This window comes from Rheinheimera hassiensis (genome assembly GCF_022436675.1).
In the GTDB taxonomy this organism is placed as follows: Bacteria; Pseudomonadota; Gammaproteobacteria; order Enterobacterales; family Alteromonadaceae; genus Alishewanella; species Alishewanella hassiensis.
This window is the reverse complement of record NZ_JAKUJZ010000009.1, coordinates 87,870-112,287: the sequence shown is the minus strand read 5'-3', so window position 1 is coordinate 112,287 and position 24,418 is coordinate 87,870. Positions and strand designations below refer to the sequence as shown.

20 protein-coding genes are annotated in these 24,418 nt (G+C 47.5%); 13 read left to right on the top strand and 7 right to left on the bottom strand.

All coding sequences use genetic code 11. From position 1 onward, the window contains the following. Positions 1 to 18: 18 nt before the first annotated feature. Both MJX74_RS18545 and cydB read left to right on the top strand, forming a co-directional pair. The gene (locus MJX74_RS18545; RefSeq protein WP_240224500.1) at positions 19 to 1,425 is read left to right on the top strand and encodes a cytochrome ubiquinol oxidase subunit I; all 1,407 of its coding nucleotides are present in this window, start codon (positions 19 to 21) and stop codon (positions 1,423 to 1,425) included. Continuing rightward, positions 1,425 to 2,468 (top strand): cytochrome d ubiquinol oxidase subunit II, encoded by a 1,044-nt coding sequence (cydB, locus tag MJX74_RS18540; RefSeq protein WP_240224499.1) that lies wholly within the window; start codon positions 1,425 to 1,427, stop codon positions 2,466 to 2,468. The genes MJX74_RS18545 and cydB overlap by 1 nt, the downstream gene beginning before the upstream one ends. Before the next feature lie 114 nt (positions 2,469 to 2,582). Here the strand turns inward: cydB and MJX74_RS18535 are convergent, their stop codons facing one another. Next, a complete protein-coding gene (locus MJX74_RS18535; protein WP_240224498.1) occupies positions 2,583 to 4,700 on the bottom strand; it encodes a putative bifunctional diguanylate cyclase/phosphodiesterase in 2,118 nt (705 codons plus the stop codon). A 142-nt stretch (positions 4,701 to 4,842) separates the two neighbouring features. Here MJX74_RS18535 and MJX74_RS18530 point away from each other — a divergent pair, with 142 nt between their 5' ends. The 7 genes from MJX74_RS18530 to MJX74_RS18500 all read left to right on the top strand — a co-directional run bounded on the left by MJX74_RS18530 (position 4,843) and on the right by MJX74_RS18500 (position 14,120). Then, complete coding sequence (locus tag MJX74_RS18530) at positions 4,843 to 5,436, top strand: Hpt domain-containing protein (RefSeq protein ID WP_240224497.1); 594 nt, start codon at positions 4,843 to 4,845, stop codon at positions 5,434 to 5,436. Further along, a complete protein-coding gene (locus MJX74_RS18525) occupies positions 5,429 to 9,220 on the top strand; it encodes a CHASE domain-containing protein (protein WP_240224496.1) in 3,792 nt (1,263 codons plus the stop codon). The genes MJX74_RS18530 and MJX74_RS18525 overlap by 8 nt, the downstream gene beginning before the upstream one ends. After that, positions 9,213 to 10,130 carry a GGDEF domain-containing response regulator gene (locus MJX74_RS18520; protein ID WP_240224495.1) on the top strand — a complete coding sequence of 306 codons (918 nt, stop codon included), beginning with the start codon at positions 9,213 to 9,215 and terminating at the stop codon, positions 10,128 to 10,130. Before MJX74_RS18525 ends, MJX74_RS18520 begins: the two co-directional genes overlap by 8 nt. Before the next feature lie 143 nt (positions 10,131 to 10,273). Further along, entirely contained in the window at positions 10,274 to 10,591 is a 318-nt protein-coding gene (locus MJX74_RS18515; protein WP_240224494.1) for a hypothetical protein, read from the top strand. Positions 10,592 to 10,676: 85 nt separating this feature from the next. Then, positions 10,677 to 11,237: a CBS domain-containing protein gene (locus MJX74_RS18510; protein WP_240224493.1), complete on the top strand. Its 561-nt coding sequence runs from the start codon at positions 10,677 to 10,679 to the stop codon at positions 11,235 to 11,237. 168 nt (positions 11,238 to 11,405) lie between these two features. After that, positions 11,406 to 13,505: a S9 family peptidase gene (locus tag MJX74_RS18505; protein ID WP_240224492.1), complete on the top strand. Its 2,100-nt coding sequence runs from the start codon at positions 11,406 to 11,408 to the stop codon at positions 13,503 to 13,505. Positions 13,506 to 13,655: 150 nt separating this feature from the next. After that, positions 13,656 to 14,120: a hypothetical protein gene (locus tag MJX74_RS18500; RefSeq protein WP_240224491.1), complete on the top strand. Its 465-nt coding sequence runs from the start codon at positions 13,656 to 13,658 to the stop codon at positions 14,118 to 14,120. Positions 14,121 to 14,155: 35 nt separating this feature from the next. Here MJX74_RS18500 and MJX74_RS18495 read toward each other — a convergent pair whose 3' ends face one another. Both MJX74_RS18495 and MJX74_RS18490 read right to left on the bottom strand, forming a co-directional pair. Then, a complete protein-coding gene (locus MJX74_RS18495; protein WP_240224490.1) occupies positions 14,156 to 15,130 on the bottom strand; it encodes a DUF4862 family protein in 975 nt (324 codons plus the stop codon). A 25-nt stretch (positions 15,131 to 15,155) separates the two neighbouring features. Further along, positions 15,156 to 15,464 carry a hypothetical protein gene (locus MJX74_RS18490; RefSeq protein ID WP_240224489.1) on the bottom strand — a complete coding sequence of 103 codons (309 nt, stop codon included), beginning with the start codon at positions 15,462 to 15,464 and terminating at the stop codon, positions 15,156 to 15,158. Between the two features lie 172 nt (positions 15,465 to 15,636). On the opposite strand from MJX74_RS18490, the gene darT reads away from it, so the two are divergent. Further along, positions 15,637 to 16,320, top strand: coding sequence for a type II toxin-antitoxin system toxin DNA ADP-ribosyl transferase DarT (gene darT / locus MJX74_RS18485; RefSeq protein WP_240224488.1), 684 nt, complete (start codon positions 15,637 to 15,639; stop codon positions 16,318 to 16,320). A gap of 25 nt (positions 16,321 to 16,345) precedes the next feature. Next, positions 16,346 to 17,380 (top strand): type II toxin-antitoxin system antitoxin DNA ADP-ribosyl glycohydrolase DarG, encoded by a 1,035-nt coding sequence (gene darG, locus MJX74_RS18480; protein WP_240224487.1) that lies wholly within the window; start codon positions 16,346 to 16,348, stop codon positions 17,378 to 17,380. A gap of 13 nt (positions 17,381 to 17,393) precedes the next feature. Here the strand turns inward: darG and MJX74_RS18475 are convergent, their stop codons facing one another. The 4 genes from MJX74_RS18475 to MJX74_RS18460 are packed head-to-tail and all read right to left on the bottom strand — an operon-like array spanning position 17,394 to position 22,200. Continuing rightward, positions 17,394 to 18,575, bottom strand: a complete 1,182-nt coding sequence (locus MJX74_RS18475; protein ID WP_240224486.1) for a BaiN/RdsA family NAD(P)/FAD-dependent oxidoreductase — start codon at positions 18,573 to 18,575, stop codon at positions 17,394 to 17,396. A gap of 35 nt (positions 18,576 to 18,610) precedes the next feature. Continuing rightward, entirely contained in the window at positions 18,611 to 20,638 is a 2,028-nt protein-coding gene (gene waaA / locus MJX74_RS18470) for a lipid IV(A) 3-deoxy-D-manno-octulosonic acid transferase (RefSeq protein ID WP_240224485.1), read from the bottom strand. Continuing rightward, positions 20,639 to 21,418 (bottom strand): glycosyltransferase family 2 protein, encoded by a 780-nt coding sequence (locus MJX74_RS18465; protein ID WP_240224484.1) that lies wholly within the window; start codon positions 21,416 to 21,418, stop codon positions 20,639 to 20,641. A 2-nt stretch (positions 21,419 to 21,420) separates the two neighbouring features. After that, a complete protein-coding gene (locus MJX74_RS18460; protein ID WP_240224483.1) occupies positions 21,421 to 22,200 on the bottom strand; it encodes a glycosyltransferase family 25 protein in 780 nt (259 codons plus the stop codon). Between the two features lie 176 nt (positions 22,201 to 22,376). Here MJX74_RS18460 and MJX74_RS18455 point away from each other — a divergent pair, with 176 nt between their 5' ends. Further along, entirely contained in the window at positions 22,377 to 22,958 is a 582-nt protein-coding gene (locus MJX74_RS18455) for a D-sedoheptulose-7-phosphate isomerase (protein WP_240224482.1), read from the top strand. Continuing rightward, the gene (gene hldE, locus MJX74_RS18450) at positions 22,958 to 24,418 is read left to right on the top strand and encodes a bifunctional D-glycero-beta-D-manno-heptose-7-phosphate kinase/D-glycero-beta-D-manno-heptose 1-phosphate adenylyltransferase HldE (RefSeq protein ID WP_240224481.1); all 1,461 of its coding nucleotides are present in this window, start codon (positions 22,958 to 22,960) and stop codon (positions 24,416 to 24,418) included. Before MJX74_RS18455 ends, hldE begins: the two co-directional genes overlap by 1 nt.

Below are 24,418 nucleotides of genomic sequence, written 5' to 3'. Positions count from 1 at the left end.
AGCTACGGAGACATTAATATGGAACTGGATGCTGCACTGCTATCCCGTCTGCAGTTTGCTTTTACCGTTAGCTTTCATATTATTTTTCCGTCTATTACCATCGGCCTGGCAACACTGATTGCTATCTGGGAAGGCTTATGGCTGAAAACCGGCAACCCGGTATATTTGCAACTGGCTAAATTCTGGATCAAACCTTTTGCCATTACCTTTGGTATGGGTGTGGTGTCGGGCATAGTGCTGTCGTATGAGTTTGGCACTAACTTTTCTGAGTTTTCCCGCATTACCGGTGCAGTATTGGGGCCACTAATGGCTTACGAGGTACTGACCGCGTTTTTCCTTGAAGCAGGCTTTTTGGGCATTATGCTGTTTGGCTGGCAACGTGTCGGGCCTAAACTGCATTTTATGGCTACCGTAGTGGTAGCGGTAGGTACCTGGATTTCTGCTTTCTGGATCATTGCAGCCAATTCGTGGATGCACACACCGGCAGGCCACATTATTGTTGATGGCGTATTTCAGGTACAAAGCTGGTGGCAGGTGGTCTTTAACCCATCAATGCCTTACCGCTTAGCACATATGTTGCTGGCCGCCTTTATTACCGGCACCTTTGTGGTGCTAGCCACCAGCGCATGGCAACTGCGGCACAGCGAGCATAAAAACATGGCTCGCAAAGGCCTGTCAATGACGCTGTGGCTGGCGCTGATTTTAACGCCGCTACAGGCTTATGTAGGCGACTTGCACGGCCTGAATGTAAAAGAGCATCAGCCGGTAAAACTGGCCGCAATGGAAGGTATTTGGGCCGAACGTGAAGCCGGTGCACCGCTATTGTTATTCGCTATTCCTGACAGAGTGGCTGAAAAAAACCATTTTGAAATTGGTATTCCCAAACTGGCCAGCCTGATTTTAACCCACGATCCCGACGGTGAGCTGATGGGCTTAAAAGCTGTACCGGCAGACGAACGGCCAAACGTTGCGGTGGTGTTTTTCTCGTTCCGCATAATGGTCGGTATTGGCGTGCTGATGATTTTAGTCGCATTTACCGGTGCTTTTTTACGTTGGCGCGGCAGCTTATACCAAAGCCGCTGGTTTTTAACCGCCTGTAGTTATCTGGCCCCCAGTGGCATTCTCGCCGTGCTGGCTGGCTGGTATGTAGTAGAAGTAGGCCGCCAACCCTGGCTGGTATATGGCCTGGTGCGCACCATTGATGTGGTGTCGCCCCTGCCGGCCGAACGGGTGCTGTTTTCACTAACCTTGTTTGTCCTGACATACAGCCTGCTGTTTGGCGTTTACCTGTACTTTATGCGCAAGCTTATCCGCAAAGGGCCGCCGCCACTGGAAAAGCTGTCACAGCAGTTGATTGGTGTAAAAGCGTCAGGCTACGCCGTAGCGCTGGCAAAACAAATAAAACCGGAACAGGAGCAACACTAATGGAACTGCAAATGGGTTTACCGTTGTTTTACTTCCTGCTGCTGGGTTTTGCCATTTTAATGTACGTGCTGCTGGATGGCTTTGATTTGGGTATTGGCATTTTGTATCCGTGGTTTAACACCGATGCCGAACACGATCATTTAATGCGTTCTATTTCGCATGTATGGGATGGCAACGAAACCTGGCTGGTGTTTGGCGGTGTGATCCTGTTTGGCGCCTTTCCGCTGGCTTATGCCAGTATTGCCTCGTTATTGTATCTGCCGATTATGCTGATGTTAATTGGCCTGATTTTTCGCGGCGTGGCGTTTGAATACCGCTTTAAATCTCATACCTCTAAAGTGTGGTGGAACCGCGCTTTTGCCATAGGTTCCAGCCTGGCAGCATTTTGTCAGGGCCTGATGCTGGGTGTATTGGTGCAAGGCGTCGACGCAGACAGCGTCGCGTCATCCAGCCTGCAATGGCTGACACCGTTTAGCCTGTTTACCGGCTTAGCCGTTATGGCCGGCTATGCCTTACTGGGCTGCACCTACCTGACGATGAAGAGCCGCGGTGATATTCAGCAAAAAGCAGCGCGCTATGGCCAGCGTCTGCTGTTATTTGTCATGCTGGCGATGCTACTGGTCAGTTTATTTACGCTGTACCAGCAACCGGAGATCCGCGAGCGTTGGTTTGGCGGCGCCCACAGCCTGATATTAATGTTACTGCCACTGATGGCAATACTGGCGGCCAGGCTGCTATACCGTGATTTAGGCCGGGTACAGCGGCAGTTTGCTGCTGAAGCAGAAATCAGCATCCGCCATGAAAGCCGTCCGTTCTGGCTGGCGGCAAGTTTGTTTTTGCTGGCGTTTGCCGGTTTGGTTGCCGGATTATTCCCTTATTTACTGCCGCACCAAATCAGCTTTTATGCTGCAGCCGCCCCTGACTCCAGCCTGAGCTTTATGTTGCCGGGCATACTGATTTTTTTACCGCTGATCCTGGCATATACCTTATGGGGTTATCATATCTTTCGCGGCAAGGTGGAAGACTACGAGGAGGGATACTAATGGTTAAATTTTCACTGCATGGTGACAAGCCATTGCCCAAAACAGTATGGTTTATATTACTTTATCTGTTGGGGTTAGGCTGCCTCACCGTTATTGCTACATTGCTTAAGCTTTTTATGTCTTACTTGTAGTACCTGAATTCTCCAGATATTGCATGAAATCGTCTGTGGGCAGGGGTTTACTGAAATAATAACCCTGCCCACACTCACAGCCTAACTGCAATAATTTGTCACGGTGTGCTTCTGTTTCTATGCCTTCGGCCACCAACATAATGTTCATCGACTGCCCCAACGAAATAATGGTTTTAACTATCTGCTCATCACTTTTATCTATCAGCATATCTTTGACAAACGACATATCTATTTTCAGAACATCCACTTTAAATTTCTTTAAATACCCCAAACTGGAATAGCCTGTACCAAAGTCATCTATCGCTACTTTTATGCCTAATTTCCTGCACTTTTCCAATATTTCAGCTGTAAGCAGCGGATCACCAATCAATGCTGTTTCTGTTAATTCCAACTCCAGCAGCTCCGGTGGCAGCCGGGACTGAGCCAGAGTTTGTCTGACAAGCGGTAAAAATGCCGGGTCAGAAAACTGAGCAGCAGCAACATTGACCGACACAACTATACGTATGCCCTGAGCGAGCCATTTGGCCGTTTGATAACAGGCCTTTATTAGCACTTGCTCACCCAACGGCACTATTAAACCTGTTTCTTCAGCTAAAGGAATAAAATTGGCCGGGCTAATCAGGCTGCCATCTGCCGCCCTGATCCGCACAAGTGCTTCAGCGCCAATAACCTCGCCGCTTAGCAATAACACTTTCGGCTGAAACAGTACCTCAATACAATGGTTCTTAATAGCATCACCCAGCGCCTGCTCTTGTTGATGGCGCAATAACATACGCTCGCCCAGCTCATCAGAAAAGAAGCAAAACCTGTTGCGCCCTTCCTGTTTCGCTTTATGTAAAGCGACATCGGCATGACGCATTAGATCTTCTTCTGAAACTGCATCAGTAGGAAACAAGCTGATACCAACGCTAATGGATAATGAATAGTTTTTATCTTGTAAGGTAAAAGGTTTTTCCATTAATTGAGTAAGGCGTTTAGCAAAAATGCTTAACAGCTCAAGGTGTACGATGTCAGGGTAAATCACAACAAACTCATCGCCGCCAACTCTGGCCAGCGTTTGCTCCGGGTCTAAAATAGAATCTATCCGTGCAGCCAGCAACCGAATGAGCTCATCGCCAGCTTTGTGACCTAGCGAATCATTAATAAATTTAAACGAATCAATATCTATAATGAGCAGCGCCACTTTGTAGCCGGCTATACCAGCAATATGGCATGCCTGATGAATACGGTCATGCAATAGCACCCGGTTAGGCAACCCGGTAAGTTGGTCATGGTTAGCCAGATAGCTCATTTTCAGCGCCAAAGCCCTTGCTTCACTAACATCATGAAATACAATGATTCCACCAATTACTTTGCTGCTGTGATCAAAAATTGGTGCAGCAGAATCTTCTACCGCTACCGAGGTGCTCCCATCACGAGACACCAATTCACAATTAAGTGCCATCGCAACCCTGCGTTGATCTTTTAAGGCAATAAGCAACGGGTTACTGCTGGGCTTATGATCTCCGGCATCCCTCAATCGCATTACAATGTCGATGTGTTTACCCACTGCTTCTGCTAAACGCCACCCGGTCATCGATTCAGCTATCGGATTCATAAACGTAATACTGCCATTGATATCAGTCGCAATTACGGCATCGCCAATGGATTCTAACGTAACTAAAAGACGCTGTTTTTCTTCATACAAGGCTGCATTACTGATGCTTATTGCATTTTTTTGCTGCTGCAGTAACAGGTGATTTTGCACTCGCAATCGACATATATCCCGGTTGAAAGGCCGGGCTATGTAATCTACCGCTCCAAATGTCAACGAGTGAAACTCAAACTCCGCTTCGGTATGTGCAGAAATAAAAATCACTGGAATATCACAGGTAATTGAGTTGGCTTTTAGCTGCTGGCATACAGCAAAGCCATTCATGGCAGGCATCTCAATATCTAACAGAATAAGATCAGGTAATATTTCTGCAGCCAGCTCAAGTGCCTCGGTGCCGTTTTGAGAGAAATAAATATCAGCAACCCCATGCAAAATCTCAGTTAATAATGAAATATTAACAACCTGATCATCTACTATAAGAACTCTTTGCTTTGACTCAGCAATCATACTCAGCTCACATCCAATGTTTTCCGTCCCACTATTGATATAGTAAATATTCAGCAAAAAGCTGTATAAAATGGGGATATTTATGGAAAAAAACATGAACAATGCTTAAATAGTGTAAATATAGAAGCAAGCTGGTGCTCTGGTGTCTCTAATCAATCAATCTCGTTTAGTCAGCCTGCTGTTGTTATCCAGCAAAAACCGCCCCGCCCTGCTGCAAAGCCTGCAGCAACTTATTGCTAAAACTGACAACAACACTTCACTGTTAATCTCTGCTTTGCAACAGCAAGATTTTGCTGCTGCTAAAACATTGCTGCACCAAATCAGGGGTAGTTTTGCTACTTTAGGTGCAGATGCTATGGCACAACAGGCTAAGGAGCTTGAATCAGCTTGCGTAGCAGAGAATTCTAACGCCGTTAAACCGGAAAAATTTATTAGGTTATATCACCAGACTGTCGCCGAATTAAAAGAGTTTACGTTAAACTACTCCGCCAGTGAGAGCGGTAATAACATGATTGCTGACACCGGGCAGATTCTTCAATTGCAAGGTTATTTATCCACACAAAATATGGATGCGCTGGCTCTGACTCAGCAACTGCAGTTGCCGTTATGTGAATTAATGGGGCCGGATGACGGAGCGAAATTCATTCATCAGGTTGCAATACTGAACTTTGCCGCCGCAGAAACGCTGTTGCAACCATACCTGAGTAAAACAAGGACCTCCCCGGATAATGCCTAACACAGTGAAAAATACTCTGCAACTTAGCAAACATATTGTTTTGTCACTATGGTTGCCGCTATTAATGCTTATTGTCGGTTACTTTTTTGCTGCACATTATGCGGTGTTACAAGAGCATGAAAACAAGCAAAAAATAGTACAGCTGTTAAGCGAAAAGCTAACTCAGATAAATACCGGTGTAACAGAAAAAGTCACCTTGTATCAATACGGTTTACGTGGCACCCGTGGCGCCGTAATGTCAAACAAACCAGAAGATTTTAATTTCCAATTAATGCAAACCTACACCCAAACCCGTGATTACTCGCTGGAGTTCCCGGGAGCAAGAGGTTTTGGCTTTATACGCTACATAACACCAGACCAACGCGATAACTTCGTGCAGCGCGCCCGTGCGGAAAGGCCTGACGCAACATTTGATATTCGCCAGTTAACCCCACACGACGACAGCATGTTTGTTATACAGTATATAGAGCCCGAACAGAGCAATAGAGAAGCCGTGGGGCTGGATATTGGTTCAGAGAGTATGCGCCGTAACGCAGCAGAGGATGCCGCTAAGACTAATGAAGTGCGCTTAACAGGGCCCATCACGTTGGTGCAGGCACAGCAAAAAAGCCAGCAAGGATTTTTAATTTTATTACCGGTTTATCAATCTGCTCTGGCATTAAATGATGCGTCAGAAAGGTCAAAACAGTTGTTTGGCTGGAGCTATGCCGTCATTTTGATTGACGAAGTGCTAACAACTATAACGGGGTTATCTGACGATGTGATCTTCAGTATTACCGATATTACCGAACAGCCAGAATTACACTTTTTTCAACGCGGGCAAAACGCCACTGCGATAGAGCAATACCACCAACAACAGTTGCTTAATTTGTTCGGCCGGACATGGCAGCTTGACCTTTACCCTACGGCTAACTTTATTCAGGCGTTAGCGCTTCCGGCCAAAGAACAAGTTTTACTCGAAATTTGGTTAGTCAGCCTACTGTTGGCCCTGTTTGTTTTCAGTGGGCAGTTAATTTACCGTCGTCGTTCGCAACTGGCAGCGCACAAGCTTGAATTAGCCCAAACAGCCGAACACGCGCTGATAGTTGCCAATGCCGAACTGGAACAGCAGGTTTTGTTGCGCACTGAGCAAATCACTAAAGTGAGCGCTTTGCAGCGCAGCATTCTGTCAGGTGCTGGCTATGCGATTATTGCCACAGACATCGAAGGTTTAATTACCGTATTTAACCCGGCCGCAGAAAAGTTACTCGGTTATAAAGCAGCCGAAGTTGTCAATAAAACCAGCCCGGCGTTATTTCACTTACCTGAGGAGATTACTGAACGAGCCCAGGCTTTAAGTACTGAGTTAGGTATGCCTGTAGCCGTGGGCTTTGACACATTTATTGCCAAAACAAAGGCTATGGGCGGCTCTGACATTAATCGTTGGACCTATGTAAACAAGGCCGGCAACCATGTTCAGGTAAAACTGAATGTAAGTTGTTTACTGAATGACGCAGGTAATATCGTGGGCTTTCTTGGTATAGCCTATGATTTGACAGAGCAACTCAACCGGGAAAACGAATTAGCGGCAGCCAAAGAACTGGCTATTGAAGCCAGTCAGGCAAAATCAGATTTCCTGGCCAACATGAGCCATGAAATACGTACACCAATGAATGCTATTCTTGGCTTGTTGCAGTTAGTAGCCAATACCCCACTGGATAAGCGTCAGCAAGAATACATCAGCAAAACCCGCAGGGCTGCCCAGTCTTTGCTCGCGTTGCTGAATGACATTCTGGATTTTTCTAAAGTTGAAGCAGGCAAGTTAGAATTAGATATTCACCCCTTTGATTTACCGTCATTAATGCATGATGTCGGCATTTTATTGTCCTCCAATGTGCAGCATAAAAATGTAGAAATTTTATACAGAATTGCACCCGAGGTGCCGCAATACATATTGGGTGATAGCCTGCGATTGCAGCAGGTGCTGTTAAACCTGGCTGGCAATGCAATAAAGTTCACTGAACAGGGCGAAGTTGAAATAGCCATAAACGTAAAACAGCAATTACCGAAACAACTGATATTGCAATTTAGTGTGCGGGATACCGGTATTGGCATGACTGATGAACAGCAAAAAAATCTGTTTGGCAGCTTTCATCAGGCTGATACCTCAATTAGCCGCCGTTATGGCGGTACTGGCCTGGGTCTGGCAATATGCAAACATCTGGTAAACCTGATGCAGGGTGATATTAGTGCTACCAGTAATCTTCATGCTGGCAGTACATTCACCTTTACTATTTGTGTTGAGCAAACTGTGCAGCCTGCGCCTGAGGCATTACTACCTGCAAATCTGAAAGTGCTTATTGTTGAAGACAATGAAACCGCACAAATTATCATGCATGACATCGTAAACCGTTTCGGCTGGAAAGCAGACATTGCAGCTTCAGCGGCACAAGCCATGCAGTTGCTGTATACTGCCGGCGACACTGCTTACGATATCGTTTTTGCCGATTGGCGCTTACCAGATCAAGATGGTCTGGTGCTGGCAGAGCGCATCCGCAGTATAACTCAGCTCAGTAAAACCCCCTTAGTCATTATGATTACTGCTTATGGCCGGGAGCTTTTGGACAAAAACAGTGACAAAACCCAGCAATTACTCGATGCCATTCTAATTAAACCGGTTACCCCTGAAGTGCTGTACAAAACCGTATCCGGCTTACTAGCACCTGAAGCTGCAACTGATATACCAACAAACCCGTTATTACAATTTCCTCTTTCAGGCTTGACACTGTTGTTAGTTGAAGACAACCCAACCAATCAGTTAGTTGCCACCGAGCTGTTGCAACAGCAAGGGGCAAAAATGGTCTGTGCTGAAAGTGGTGAGAAAGCACTGTCACTACTAAATTCTGACTTTAAACCTGATGCTATTTTAATGGACATTCAGATGCCCAAAATGGACGGCTACGAGACCACACGCCGTATCCGGCGGTTAAGTGGCTATAGCACACTGCCGATCATTGCCATGACCGCCAACGCAATGGCGGCAGATAAGGCAGCATCTATCGCCGCGGGTATGAATGATCATATCGCCAAACCATTTAACTTAAACGAAGTTGTAGAAAAAGTGTTGCATTACGCCGGTAGTAACTCACTGGTGAGAAAAGCAGCCGGGCAAAAAACCGCCTTACCCACAGCATTGCAAACATTGGCAAAAGAGCATCAACTCGACCTCGCCAGTGCGCTGCAACGCCTTGGCAATATCGGTTTATACGGCAAAGTGATTAAGCAATTCTCAGAGGATTTTACCAGTGCGTTACAACAATTATCGGCAGCGCCCCTTGATAAGGCAGAAGCAAAGCTTTTGTTCCACAGCCTGAAAAGCGCCGCAGCAACATGTGGCATGAATAAACTGGCAGAGCAATTAGCAGAGCAGGAAACAAAGTGCCATCAAGATACTATAACCCTCTACGCGGTTTCTGCTGCACTATTGTCTGAGCTTAAACAAGCGGCAGCACTGATAACCCAGCTGAATACGGCTGTCGGCGAAACGACAACAGCACCGCCGGCTATACAGGCCAACACTGTAACAGCAGAGTTAAAGCCGCAACTGCTAACACTGGCTAAGTACCTGAAAAACTCAAACATGGCAGCGCCAGGCTTATTTAGTTCGCTCCAGCCTCAACTGCACGCTATAGACCCAGGATTGACAGAGCAACTTAAACAACTTATTGAAAAATTGGCTTTTCCGGCGGCCTTAGGCATACTAAAACAGTTACAGCAGCAATTTGACGAGGCGTCTTTTGTCTAACGGTCACTTTCCATTGCATCCCGACAGTTTAAATACCGGCACGGTATTAGTTGTCGACGATCAACCTATTAATATTCAAATAATCTATCAAATACTGGGAGAGAGCTATCGGGTGCTCATGGCTACAGACGCTGAGCAAGCATTAAGCGTATGTAAAAAAAGTATGCCGGATCTGGTGCTGTTAGACGTAATGATGCCAAATATCAGCGGATTAGAGATCTGCCAGCTTATGAAAGCTGATCCAGATATCAGAGATATTCCGGTTATTTTTGTTACCGGTGCCCAAGGTCAGGCAGAGGAAGATGCATGCTGGTCTGCCGGCGGTATAGATTTTATTCAAAAACCTTTTACCCCTAATACGTTACGACACAGGGTTAATGCGCATTTAACCCTGAAACGGCAATCCGACCTTCTGCGCTCTCTGGCTTTTGTAGATGGTTTGACCGGCACGTGGAACCGGCGGTACTTTGATCAATACCTTGATTCACAAATCGCATTAGCGAAACGCAAAGATAGCGCCCTTAGTTTGCTTTTATTGGATATAGACTATTTTAAGCGCTATAACGATCACTATGGCCATTTGGCTGGTGACGATACGTTACGACGTGTAGCGCAGGCGGCTAAAAGTTGCTGCAACAGGCCTGCTGATATTGTTGCGCGTTATGGTGGCGAGGAGTTTGGCGTAATATTACCTGATACTGACAGCAGCGGCGCAAACGTCGTGGCAGAGAAAATATTAACGACCATATCAGCCTTGGATATACCCCATCTCCAATCAGATTTTGGCCATGTTACAGTCAGCATTGGCGCGGCTGTAAACCTGCGGCATGGTGCTACTGCATTGATAGCAGCAGCAGATCAGCAACTATACAACGCCAAATCGTCTGGCCGTAATCAATATCAGCTATAAATGCTCCTATATCGTATAAAAACAGTCGTTAATCGCAATTTCAGGCTATTTTTGCAGTGCCCACTTGCGCCAGATGTAACAAGCGCCCATTATCAAATGACATCGTGTTACTTTAAAACGATGTATTAAGTGAATGAGGGTGTATGCGCTGGCTAAGTAGTTTTGCCTTACTGTTGTATCTAAGTTTATTGTGCACACCGCAAGCCTTTGCTGTGCATGATCAGCGCTTATCGCCGCTGGCAGATACCCAGTTTCATGCGCTTACGCCATCTGTTTCACACCACACGGTAACAACAGAACAAGACAGCACTGACGAACCACAACCTGTATTGCCGGTGTCTGCCGGTGCTGCCACTTTAGATTTTTTCAGCACAGTTTATGCTGTGCGCAGTGTATTTAACAAAGCACCGTTCTTAGTTTCACTGCAGGCCCGCGCCCCGCCCGTTTTTTCCTCACATTAAGTTTCAGCCCGAACAGCGCCGCTGTTCACAATTAAATTATTTTTTAACCGGTATGGCCTCTGCGTGCCGGTATGTGAGGAACACCATGAAAACATTAGCATTATATTCTGTTGAAGCCATTGATCATTTAGTACAACCCACTGATTTCGATGGTATGACGTTAAACTCACCAGCCCTGACGCTGGTAACCGATTTTAAACACAGCCAGCCTAATATTGTGGCGGCATCGACCACCGCACGAGATGCGTTGGACATGATGCAACAAGAGCAAACCAAACTTAAGCTGGTAGTAGATCACGACGCCGAATTAGTAGGTTTATTGCATCTTGACCAGTTGTCAGATCAGTCGATTATGCGCCGCATTGCCTTTGGTGACAGCCGCGATGACATTACTGTTGCTGACTTAATGCGCCCGCGTGAGCGTATTAAAGCACTGGCGTATCAGCAATTGCAGCACTGCAGCATTGCCGATGTGGTTAATACGCTGCAATCAAGTGGTGAACAACACTGTGTAGTAGTTGACCGTGAATCACACCAAATCCGTGGTGTAATAAGCGCGCAGGACATTGCCCGGCGCTTACGCATGCAACTGCATATTCAGCAGGCCCCTACCTTTTTGCATATCTTCGACAGCTTATCTGCCTGAAGCTAAAACGGCTGGCCTTAGCGCCAGCCTTTTTCTTTGCCGTATTGCCACAGCACAATAGCTATGCCGCTTAAAACCCGCGCTTTGCCGCTGTGGGGTTTGTACTTCTGCCTGGATCGGGTTAGGTTTAAACAAAACTAAACTTAAATAAACCTATCCGGGAGCATTATGCGTACATTTACCCGCTCAGCGTTGGTGATTAGCACCAGCTTATTGTTGAGCAGCCCTGCCTTACTGGCTGAAGAGCCTGTTGCCGCCTCTGGCGCCACGACCGCAAACCCCACTGCCAGCAGCCGTTATTTTGAAGCCGAAGATATTTTTGCGCTGGAGTATGCCGCCGATGTGCAAATTTCGCCTGATGGCAGCAAAATTGTCTATGTACGCGCCAGTAACGACATTATGACCGACAGTACCCGCAACAGCCTGTGGTTGCTGGATGTAAAAACCGGCCAGCAATTGCCGCTGTTTGCTGACCAGTTTAATTACAGCCAACCGCGCTGGTCTGCGGATAGCAAACAACTGGCATTTATTTCTGATCTCAGCGGCTCACGGCAAATTCACCTGCACTGGCTGGCAGAAAGTAAGACCGCCCAGTTGTCTACATTACGGCAAAGCCCGTCTAACCTGGTTTGGTCACCCGATGGCAAACAACTGGCCTTTACCATGAATGTAGACGCCAGCGAAGCCGCTGTTAAACAAAGCGTAAAACGGGTAAAAAAACCTAAAGGCGCCAAATGGTCTGAACCTGCGATAGTGTTGGACAGGGTGCGTTATCAGGCCGATGGCCAGGGCTTTTTAAAGCCACAATTCAGGCAGATATTTATATTACCGGCCAGTGGCGGTACTGAGCGCCAGATAACTCAGGGCGACTTTAATTACGGCAGCGATTTAAGCTTTACGCCGGATAACAAAGCACTGGTATTTTCTGCCAACCTCGACCCGGAGTGGGAATATCAGCCACGCGACAGCAATTTATACCAGCTGGATTTAGCCACCGAACAGTTAACTGCCCTGACTACCATGCCCGGTAATGAATCGTCGCCGGTGTTTTCACCTGACGGTAAACAGCTGGCGTTTTTATGGCAGAACAATGCGCTGGTGCCTTACAGCAACAGCAAGCTGAAAATTTTAAACCTCAGCTCAAACAAGATAAGCGACGTTGCTGCCGACTTTGATCGCAGCATTGATCAACCCAACTGGCTGAGTAACAACAGCTTTGTCGTGCAGTACGATGATCGCGGTCAGCGTAAATTGGCAACGTTGAGCAACAAAGGTAAAGTAACCGATCTTACCGCCAGCCTGGGCGGTGTATCACAACCGCAGCCGTATTTAAGCGGCTCATACTCGGTTGCTAATAATGGTGCTATTGCGTACACCCACGGCACCAGCCAGCGCCCCAGTGAGGTTGCTGTAGTGCAAAAAGGCAAAACTACCGTACTTACTGCATTAAACGAAGATTTGCTTGGCCATAAAAAGCTGGCACAGGTACATGAAATTACCTATAAATCGTCTTTTGATGGTGAAGAAATGCAAGGCTGGTATATGACACCGCCAGATTTCGACCCGGCGAAAAAATACCCGCTGTTACTGGAAATACACGGCGGCCCGCACTTAGCCTATGGCGCCCAGTGGAGCGCCGAAATGCAGCGCTACGCCAAAGAAGGCTATGTGGTGTTTTATGACAACCACCGCGGTAGCTCATCTTACGGCGAGCGTTTTGCCATGCTGTTGCACAATAAATACAGCTCACCGGAAGACTATGCCGACCACGACAGCGGGGTAAATGCGATGCTGGCGCTGGGCTTTATTGATGAAAACAACCTGTTTATCGGCGGCGGCTCAGCCGGTGGTATTGCTACCGCTTATGCCATAGGCCTGACTGACCGTTACAAAGCAGCCGCGGTGGTAAAACCGATTATTAACTGGTTAAGTAAAGTGCTGACCGGTGATAGCTACACCTATCAAACCTTTCACCAGTTCCCCGGTGTACCGTGGGAAAATGTCGAGCACTACTGGCAGCGCTCGCCGCTAAGCCTGGTAGGTAATGTAAAAACTCCAACAATTTTGATTACCGGTGAAGCAGACCGTCGCACACCCATCTCAGAATCAGAGCAGTTTTATCAGGCGCTGAAACTGCGCCGGGTTGATACCACTCTGGTGCGGGTACCGGGTTCACCACACGGTATTTCTAACCGCCCCAGCCGGATGATTGAAAAAGTCGAATATATGCTGGCCTGGTTTGAAAAATACCGCACGCCGTCAAATTAACTAACCGCTGAAGTAAATAAGCTCAGCAGAACCGGCTTGCCTTAATGTTAGTGTGGGCAACCGGTTCAGGCTCAAGCCTCAAGTGCTTTTATATTGTGAATTTGCGGCCTGCATGCTAGTTTGCCGCCAGTTGTATTTGCCGGAGTGTCTGTGATGGTGGCCAAGCTTATTATTTTTAGTATCCGCTCGCTTATTTCCCTGCTGCTGGGCGTGGCACATGTGTATTTTGTTATTTTGTGCTTTGGTTTTATCGCCACGATAAACCCGGTACAACTGTGGATTATGGATTCCGAGACCTTACGCGGCTCAGCACTGCTATGGCTTTCCATTATGGATTTAGTACTACACCTATTGCTGGCTATTCCGGTTACCATCGCCCTGCTGTATCTGCAAACCCAGCTACGCCGTTACCATTTGTGTCTGGTTGCGATGCCAATACTTGTTTTTGGTTTTTATAGTATGTGGCAGCTGTTCAGCCAGCGGCACGAGCTTAGCCTGACCTACCTCAGCTATATCAACACCCTGCTACCGGCTTTTGCTTTACTGCTGATTGGCTTTTTGGCATTAAAACACTTTGGCCATATCAAAACTGCAGCTGCATCCGTACGGCTGTAATGTTTACTGTTTTAACATGTTAACGCGGTAACAGATTAACGCGGTAAATAGTAACGGTCTAATATCGCCAGCGTATCGCGGATATACCCCAAGCGCTGGCCAATATCGGCGCTATGTGGCCGGATGCCAATTTTTGCGCCAAGTACCGGCAAGCCTGCGGCATCGCTACATGCCGCCAAACAGCTGTGCATCGCCTGCTCTGTCATCCAGCTACCGGGTTCACCATTTACGACCATATCGCTGTTGCGTGGTGGTTGATGGCTATCGCGCCAGGCGCCGTATTCGCTGTCTTGATCCGATACCCCGGAGAACATCAGCCCGCTTAGCACACCTGCTGCCTGGGCCGCCTGAATATGCTCAACAGCACCTTCAATCCGGCGCGTTTCAAAGACCGAGCGGCCCCAGTTAATCACCATACCCAATTGCTGTTCTTTGCTTAAAGCGGCATTTAACTGCGTGATAACGTCCAGCTCATCACTTAGTGCTAAAAAACCTTTTGACGGTGCCTGGCTGTCAATATAAGCATCGCAATGCTCAATCACAATGCGGGCACCATGCCAGTTCCAGCTAAGCATAGTTTGCAATGATGCCAGCAGCGACGCTTTGGAAGACGTCGCTTTATGCCGTGCCGGTGCGGTTTGAATTTGAATTGCAGTTACCGCCTGACGACCCAAATGCGTGTTTAATTTGCCAATTGCTGCACAGGCTTGTTGTATAAACGCCAGCGCTGCCTGGCGCCCGGCTTCATCATCAGAGGCAATACCAAACATTGGGTTTTGCCCCAGTGCATTCATAATGCCGGGAATGCAGGTAAACACGTAATTCCACTTTGGATCGATATTGGCCAGAAACCAGTTGTCATCGTGCTGATGTAAAACACCCCAAAACGGGTGCTCCAGGCCTTTTATATTCGGCAGCGCTTTTAACTCATTGTAATACGCCGTTTCCAGCATTGGATCCCAGCCACTATGGTTAGGCGAAGCGGCATAAGCGCCAAGGTAATATTTCATTGTGGTATGTATCCTTTTTTAACGCTTAATCGTCCGGGCTGTTAAGCGTAAACACCAGGTGCTTGCGCATATCTTTTAGCACTATGCCTTTTTTCAGTAATAAGCCGCTAAGCCGCCTTTGCCACGCCAGCAACTGCGGTTGTGCCGTATCCAACATAGCTTGCTCAGTAAACTGCAACCGCACCAGTAGCGATACCGGAAAAGCTTCATACTCCAGGCTAAACCAGCACTGCACCGTGCCGGGTAAATCTACCAGCGCCTGTTGTTCCAGCTCTGTCACCGCATCCAGCACCGCGGCCTGTTGTTTTTGTTGTACTACAGAGAGTTTTTTCATTGGTTGTATCAACCACGCTATTTATAACATTCCTAAGCAACAGATTATGCCGTTATTCTCAGCTCCATGCGAATAGCATTTTCGCTTTATCCTTGCTAAGTTACTCATTTAAAAAATAAATCACTAAGTAGTCTTATATCGACATGGCTTCAAAACCTAAGGTAAATAGCTAATGACAATGCCCAAACCCGTGCGGTTGTTCCATATTACGGCAATAGATAATTTACCCGCGATATTTCAGCAAGGAGCGTTGTTTTGCAAACAGCAATCACAGGCAGCCGGTATAAATTATCAGAATATTGCTCATGCCGGGGCTCAGGGTGTCAGATCCAATAAAGCTGTAATCGATCCGCCAGGCGGTAGGATACATGACTATGTGCCGTTTTATTTTGCGCCGCGCTCACCTATGTTAATGGCGATTCATGGCGGAAAAGTAGCCGGCTGCAGCTACCGGCAAGATGATATAGTCCATTTCGAACTGCTGGTTCGTAAAGTAGTGCAGCACACACAGGATTTTGTGTTTTTTGATCGCAATGCCACTAAGGTTTATAGTCAGGCTTACACTGATCCGCATCAATTAAAAGATGTGATCGACTGGGAATTGCTAACTGAACCACCGCTGCTTGATGGGTTTTGTAAGTATTTCAGCGACAAGCCAGAGCCAGTCAGATATAGCGACAGAATGGAAAAACGACAGGCTGAGTTTCTGGTAAAGCAACAGGTACCCATAGCGTGGTTGACGCGTATTGGTGTTATTGATGACACCAAGGCTGAACAAGTACGGGCTTTAATAACCCAATTTGGGTTAAACTTACCGGTAGCAGTAATGCCAGACTGGTACTTTACCGGTCAGTAGTTTTTGGGTGTAGCGGAGAGCAACGATGGCCATAGAGTCAAGCGCAGGTGATTTACTTAAACAGCAAGATGTTGATGCTATTGTCAATACAGTGAACTGTGTGGGCGTTATGGGCAAAGGCATCGCTTTGCAGTTTAAGAAAAAATGGCCGGCTAACTTCAAAGCCTACGCCGCAGCCTGCAAAGCAGGAGAAATACGTCTTGGTAAAATGTTTATTTTTGATCTTGGTGCTTTGGCAACACCGCGCTATATCATTAATTTCCCTACCAAAGATCATTGGCGCAATGCTTCTAACCTGAAAGATATTGAAGCTGGCTTACAAAATTTAGTGCAGCAAATCAAAAATCTAGATATCCGCTCTATTGCGATGCCTCCTTTAGGCTGTGGTAATGGCGGTCTAAATTGGGCCGACGTGCGCCCGGTTATTGAGCACTACTTTGCTGGCTTAAAGGATGTTACTTTACGCCTGTTCGAACCCTCTGACACCGCAGCCGACGTAAGATTGGAAGTTAATACTAGCGCGCCCAAAATGACCGCAGGCCGGGCAGCTATTCTGGCTTTGCTGGAATGTTATGAAGCCCTAAGTTATGGTTTATCCAAACTTGAAGTACAAAAGCTCGCGTACTTTTTGCAAGAAGCCGGCGAAGATTTAAAGCTAAGCTACCAAAAACATAAATTTGGCCCTTATGCCGACCAACTGCGCCATGTGCTGGACAGAATGGATGGCCATTATATTCATGGTGTAGGTGATGGCGTGGTTGAATCTGCTATCACACCTGACGCTCTGGCGCTGAAAACAGCCAAAGCTTTTTTGGCAAAAGCCAACCCGGAATTACAAGCCAGAGTTGGCCGGGTGGCACAACTGATAGAAGGCTTTCAGTCACCTTTTGGTATGGAATTACTTGCCAGTGTGCACTGGGTAGCCAAACAGGAAGGGGCGGCAGATGCACAGCAAGCACTGCAAAAAATTCAATCGTGGAACCCACGTAAAAACCAGCTGATGCAAGCAAATCATGTTAAATCAGCTTGGCAACAGTTGCAGCAACAGCAATGGATTTAAGCTGAAAAACCAATCAACAATACTGCCCTGCCACCCAACCACTGGCCCAGGCCCACTGGAAATTATAGCCACCTAACCAACCGGTTACATCGACCACTTCGCCGATAAAATACAAGCCGGGTTGCTGTTTGGCTTCCATGGTTTTTGACGATAAATAATCGGTATCGACGCCACCAATGGTCACCTCTGCGGTGCGATAGCCTTCTGTACCATTGGGTTTAAATACATAGCCGTGCAGGCTATCAGCGATGTGTTTAATACTTTTCGGGTTTAGTGCTTTTAGCGGCTGATTAGTGAAGACGTTTAGCTCCAGCAGTTTTTCTACCAACCGTTTTGGCAGTAATTTACCCAGCGCGGTTTTTACTTCCTGCTCCGGGTGAGCTTGTTGTTGCGTAGCAAGAAACTCTGCCACATCGGTTTGCGGTGCCATATTTACTGTTACTTCATCACCCGGTTGCCAATAGCTGGAAATTTGCAGTATGGCCGGCCCGCTTAAACCACGGTGGGTAAACAGCATATCTTCCGGGAATACTGTGCCGTTGGCCTCTGCCGTTACCGGTAAGGACACACCGCTTATTTCCTCAAATACCGCTTTATCAGCCGGTTGCCAGGTCAGTGGTACAAGGGCAGCGCGCAGCGGCAGCACTTTTAAACCAAACTGTTCGGCCAGCTGAAAACCAAAGGCGGTTGCGCCTAAATTCGGCAGGCTTAAGCCGCCACTGGCGACGACAACGCTGTGGCACTGCCGGCTTAGCTCGGGTGTTGTAACCGTGTATTGACCATCAACAAAGCTAACGCCGGTAATGCTTTGTTGCAGGGCAATTTGCACATTGGCCGCTTTGGCCTCGCTTAGCAGCATATCGACAATATCTTTGGCGGAATCATCACAAAACAGCTGGCCGAGGGTTTTCTCGTGGTAGGCAATAGCATGCTTCTGCACCAGGGCGATAAAATCCCACTGCGTATAACGGCTTAACGCCGATTTACAAAAGTGTTTGTTTTGCGACAGGAAGTTCTCCGGTCCGGCATAGATATTAGTAAAATTACAGCGGCCGCCACCGGACATCAAAATTTTACGGCCAACACGCTTGCCGTTATCCAGCACCAGTACCTTGCGGCCGCGTTTACCGGCCTCAATGGCGCACATTAAGCCAGCTGCACCAGCCCCTATTATTATTACATCCCACTGCTGCATTAATTTATACTCTTTTCTATCAGGGTTGCCGCGAACTAGCTGGGTTGCTGATAACCCAGCTCAAGCATGGCGAATTGCTCACTCTGCCAATGGAAGGCCGGCAGCTGCTGTTTTTCTTTATTTAAAGAACGTAATAACCGCTGCAGATTCTGTTGTTTCCAGCTTTGATCCGCAAAGTCGGCACTGCTTCGAATAGCACATTTATCAAAATCTATCAGCCAGAACTTGCCCTGGTCATCCAACAAAATATTGTGGCAGTTTAGATCAGAGTGATACACATTGTGCTGATGAAAACGCGCAATTAAAGCCCCCAACTGCTGCCACTCAGCGCTGGTTAAAGCCCGATGTTGCAGCAGATGAGCAAGGTCGGTGGTGCCCGGGATCCGTTCAATCAGAATATCAGCGCTGTAGCTAAAACCGTGTTTATGATACAAAGCAGCGCAAGGCCGTGGCACAGGTAAACCCCATAAACGCATTTGCCAGAGTAAACTAAATTCCGCCATAGCCCGGCTTTGTGCTGCAGGCTGTGGCCAGAACTTATCTTTGTTTAGTTTACCCACTAAACCACCACGATAATAATGCCGCAGTACCGCCTGTTTACCATGCTGCTGCACAAACCATACGGTATTGCGCCCCTTCGACTGGCCGGTTACTAAACCTTGCTGCTGCCAATATTGCGGCTGAAAATACTGCAGTTCAAATTGCGGATAAAACGCCGGGTCAAACCACGCCGTAGCCTTGCCATTGTTAATTATGCTGACATCAGCCAACGGCACTAATGCCCGCACCTGTGCCATGATGCGCGCTACTGCACCTTGCTGCTGCTGATACAGTTTTAAACCTTTTGCACCGGCCTCAATAGCCAGCTCTGGTTGCTGAATAAGTTTAGTGACTGTGCTGACCAGATCAGCCACCGTAGCAACCTGAAAATATGCCTGCTGTTGTTGCAACAACTGAAACACCAGCTGAAAATTAAATACATAAGGGCCTGATAATACGGCTTTAGCAAAAGCCATAGCTTCCAGCGGATTATGGCCACCACGTTCAATCAGGCTGCCGCCGATAAAGACAAAATCGGCCAGCTGATACCAGCTTAATAACTCGCCCATTGAATCGCCCAACCAGACTTCGGTATCAGCGTCCGGCAAACCATTCAGGCTGCGACGGACAAACTTCAACTGCTGTTGTTGTAACAGCTGAGCGACAACATCAAAACGCTCCGGATGTCGTGGCACCAGCACCAGCAGAAGCTGCGGGAACTGAACTTTTAACTGCAGATAAGCCTGAATAAGCTGCTCATCTTCACCGGCATGAGTGCTGCCCGCCACCCAGACCATACGGCCTTGCAGCAGAGGTTTTAGGCTTTGTGCCAGTTGCACACTACTTTCTGGCACGTCCAGTTCAAACTTTATATTGCCTGCGACACTAACCTGCTGCGCGCCCAATGCCTGAAAACGCCGGGCGCTGTTTTTATCCTGCGTCAGAATTTGACCAATGCTTTTCAACATAGGCTGCGTCAAGGCACTAAAACGCTTATAACCTTTGGCAGAACGCGCCGATAAACGGGCATTAACCACCAGGGTTGGAATAGACAGCGCTTTACAATTGGCTAGCAGATTAGGCCAAAGCTCAGTTTCTAAAATCAGTAACAACTGCGGCTGCATCCACTTCAGCCAGCGGCGCATCAGTAGCGGGTAATCAAAAGGCAGGTAACAAAGCTCAAGGGTTCTGCCCAGCTGCTGCTGTTCAGCCTGCAATTTTTCAATAGCGGCAGAGGCTGTAGGTGTGGTGCAGCTAATAGTGAAAGGCAAATGCGGATACTGCTGTAACAGTTGCTTAATCAAAGGTTTGGCAGCGTTAAACTCACCCACTGAGACAGTATGCAGCACTATGCCATTTTTGGCAGACGCAGCAGGCAGCTTCAGCGCAAAACGCTCAGCAAAGCGCTGGCGATAGCCAGGGTCTTTGCGCGAGCGCAGCAATAAATACAGTACAAGCAAGGGCGTCAGCGCCACAACCACGGCGCTGTATAGCACTCTTAACAGCAGAAACCCGGGCTGCATTTAGCTTTTTGCTTTAGCTTTTGCATCAGCCACCATAGTGGCTAAAGCGGCATATTTATGAAAAGCATACTGGCCCAGCACTATCGCCATCAGTAAACCACGCCAGCCGTCAAGGAAACCTAAACGCAGTACATATTGCTGAATAAAATCGGTGAAAAACCGCAAAATGGCATAACTCAAACCAGCCTTTTTACCGCGGGCAAATTTATCTTCAGCGCCTAAACAAGCATATTTCACATGCTTTTCCTGGCAATGCTGATAACTGCGCCAGCTGTGGTGAATAATGGCCGATTTCAACACCCGCACTTTTTCATAAGGTAATAACAAGGTTTCATGTACCTGCCGATCTTTAAAACTGGCACCGGTTTTTAAAAACAATTTGCCCTGTGGTGTGGAATAACGGCCATGTTTTAACAACTTGCCAAAAAAGTAAGTATGCCAGGGCATTTTGATAAAGTTAGCGTCTAAATCGGGCTCTGCCAATACCTGATCAATTTCCACTTTCAGTTCAGGCGTCAGCACTTCGTCGGCGTCTATGCTCAATACCCAGTCATGTTCACACCAGGCTAAAGCACGGTTACGTTGTGGGCCAAAGCCAGGCCAGTCGGTTTGATACACTTTGTCGGCGTACTTTTGGGCTATTTCTACAGTTCTGTCTTTACTCCCCGAGTCGACCACTATAAGTTGATCAACCCAGCCAGACAGCGACTGTAAACAAGCTTCAATGCGGTCTTCTTCATTGCAGGAAATAACAAAACAGGAAATTTTACGGCTACGCATGGTTAAACCTCGTCCTGCTTGGCTGGAGTAAATTGTACCTGCGACAAATCGCCTGACAGATGATTACTGCGGATAGATTTCAGCTGGAAACGGTATTTCAGGTTACGCCAAAACGACGTCCCCCCTTTGCGGGTACCGCCACTCATTTTATCGATTTCGCTTTCAAAACGACTGGCCGACCATAAACGGTAAGGCAACATCGAATACACCGTCAGGTTTAGCTCAGGGTAAAACTGTAAGTCAACATCTACTGGGCGGAAAAATTTCGGCCGGCTGAGAAGTTTTTTCGCGCCCTCCAACGTCAGGGCATAAGCGGTGGTGCAGTTGGGCACTTTGGCAAAGTTAACCAGTTGATAGCCATCACCCAGATCTTTTTTCTGCTCGCCCCGGCCTGCTCTGTCATCGGCCAGCTTAATCATATCCCAATGCTTTAATTGGGTAATTTTTTCCAGCACTGTCTGAAACTCAGGCTCTAAATCTATATCGTCTTCCAGAATAAAGGCCATGGCGATGTTTTCATCCACCATCCGCTGCCATAAAGTACGGTGGCTTAAATAGCAGCCAATTTCGCCGGGCGACAAAGGCCGGCGGAATTTTTTCTGGTTTAATGCAGGATCATAACAAGCTGTTACTTCAGCCGGGCTAAGGTTCTTACCATAAATGGCACTAAAGCGTTCTGCGGCCAAACCCAGCTTATGCAGCTGCTGTTTAGCAGACTCATAACGCTCAGGGTTAGAATCCAGATTAATTAACCAGATTGGGTATCCAGCATACTGTCCCATGTATTTTTTCCGTTTTGTGCCGCGAATATGCAACGATTTTACCTGAACGACTTCTAAAGACAGAGCTTTTTTTCCCTGCGCAGGCTTTGAAGACAAAGAGCATTGCGAAAAAGTTCTTTTGCAATAAACAAGATCCGTTAAAATGCCTTTATTCACATAGCTAAGCCGAGACTTATATGTCAGATTTAGAACAGAGTTTTTTACAGAGTTTAAAACGTCACCGTGATGCCTTTGCCACGGTGGAGGCTTATCATGGCCAGGCTATGCAATTACTGGCCGCCGTGCAGGACTGCCTAAAACAAGGCGGCAAAGTAGTATGGATGGGCAATGGCGGCAGCGCGGCCGACAGCCAGCATTTAGCCGCTGAGTTTATGGTGCGTTACAAAGCCGAGCGTGGCCCGCTGGCGTCTATCGCCTTAACAACCGACACTTCTATTCTGACAGCACACGCTAACGACTACCATTTTGACAGCGTATTTGAGCGTCAGGTGTTAGGTTTAGTGCGACCACAAGATGTGGTGATTGGTTTAACCACGTCAGGCAAAAGCCCGAATATCAATTTAGCCTTAAAAGCCGCCAATGAATTGGGTGCTTTTACCGTAGCCCTGACCGGCCGCGATGGTGGTTTAGTCAAAGACATTGCCAAACTGCCAATTATCGTTAAAAACGACGAAACAGCCCGCATTCAGGAAATACATATGTTTATTGGCCACTGGCTATGTGAAGCACTGGATATGGCCATCGTAGGTAATAACTAATGATTAACCTGAGCCTGCTGCAAAATTTGTCTTCTGCTTCTGTACTGGTAGTAGGCGATGTAATGCTGGACCGCTATTTTAATGGCGACTCGCAGCGGATATCGCCGGAAGCGCCGGTGCCTGTGGTAAAAATCAGCAAAATAGAAGACAAAGCCGGTGGCGCGGCCAACGTGGCACGTAATATCGCCCACTTGGACGGCAAAGTAGGCTTATTAGGTATTATTGGTAACGACAGCGCCGGCGAATCGTTGCAGCAGTTGCTGGCCGGTGAACAAATTCATTCCGAGCTGTTTAGCCAAACTCATAAACCCACTATCGCCAAAATGCGGGTAGTGTCGCGCCAGCAGCAAATAGTGCGGCTGGACCAGGAAGAAATGTTCAGCAACGAAGATGCCGAACTGTTGGCAGAGCGTTTTGCCGCTGTGTATCAAAACTACGATGTGATCCTGTTCAGTGATTACAATAAAGGCTCGTTGCAGCATATTGCCAAAATGATCAAGCTGGCCAAAGCGGCGGGCAAAACGGTATTGGTAGACCCAAAACAAGCGGATTTGTCGGTATATGCCGGTGCTGATGTGATTACGCCGAATTTAGGTGAGTTTAAAAGCGCAGGCGGCAAAACAGCGTCAGTGGAAGAAATGCTAAGTTCAGCCCGCGAGCTGATGCGAAAAGCCGGTTTAGCCTCGATTTTATTAACCCGCAGCGAACAAGGCATGAGCCTTATTACCGCCACTGAACATTTTCACTTCCCGGCCCAGGTGCTGGAAGTCAGTGACGTTACCGGTGCAGGCGATACCGTGATCGCCACTTTAGCGGTGATGTTAAGCGCGGGTATGTCGCTGCATGATGCCACTCAGCTGGCTAACTTAGCGGCTGGCATAGTGGTAGGCAAAGTAGGCGCAGCCACAGTGTCGCCGGAAGAGCTGGCCGCTAAGCTAAATAAAGATTTATTCCGTCAGGGTGACTTTTATCAAACACCTTTTGACAAGGTACTGCAACATATTCAGTTTGCCCGTCAAAACGGCGAACGTATTGTGTTTACCAATGGCTGTTTCGATATTTTACATGCTGGTCATGTGCGTTATTTGTCTCAGGCTAAAGCTTTGGGTGACCGTTTAGTGGTGGGCCTGAATTCAGATGCTTCAGTGCGCCGCTTAAAAGGCGAACAGCGCCCTATCAATATACTGGAAGACCGCGCCACAGTGCTGGCAAGTTTGGCCAGTGTCGACTGGGTGGTACCTTTTGGTGATGATGCAGCTGAAAACGACACGCCGTTAAAATTAATCAGCACTATTTTGCCTGACGTCTTAGTTAAAGGTGGTGACTACAGCATTGCAACCATAGTAGGCGCTGATGTGGTAATAGCCCACGGCGGTGAAGTGCAGGTGCTGACTTTTGTTGATGGCCGCTCCACCAGCAAAGTAATACGCAAAATTCAGGATTTACAGGGAAATAACTGA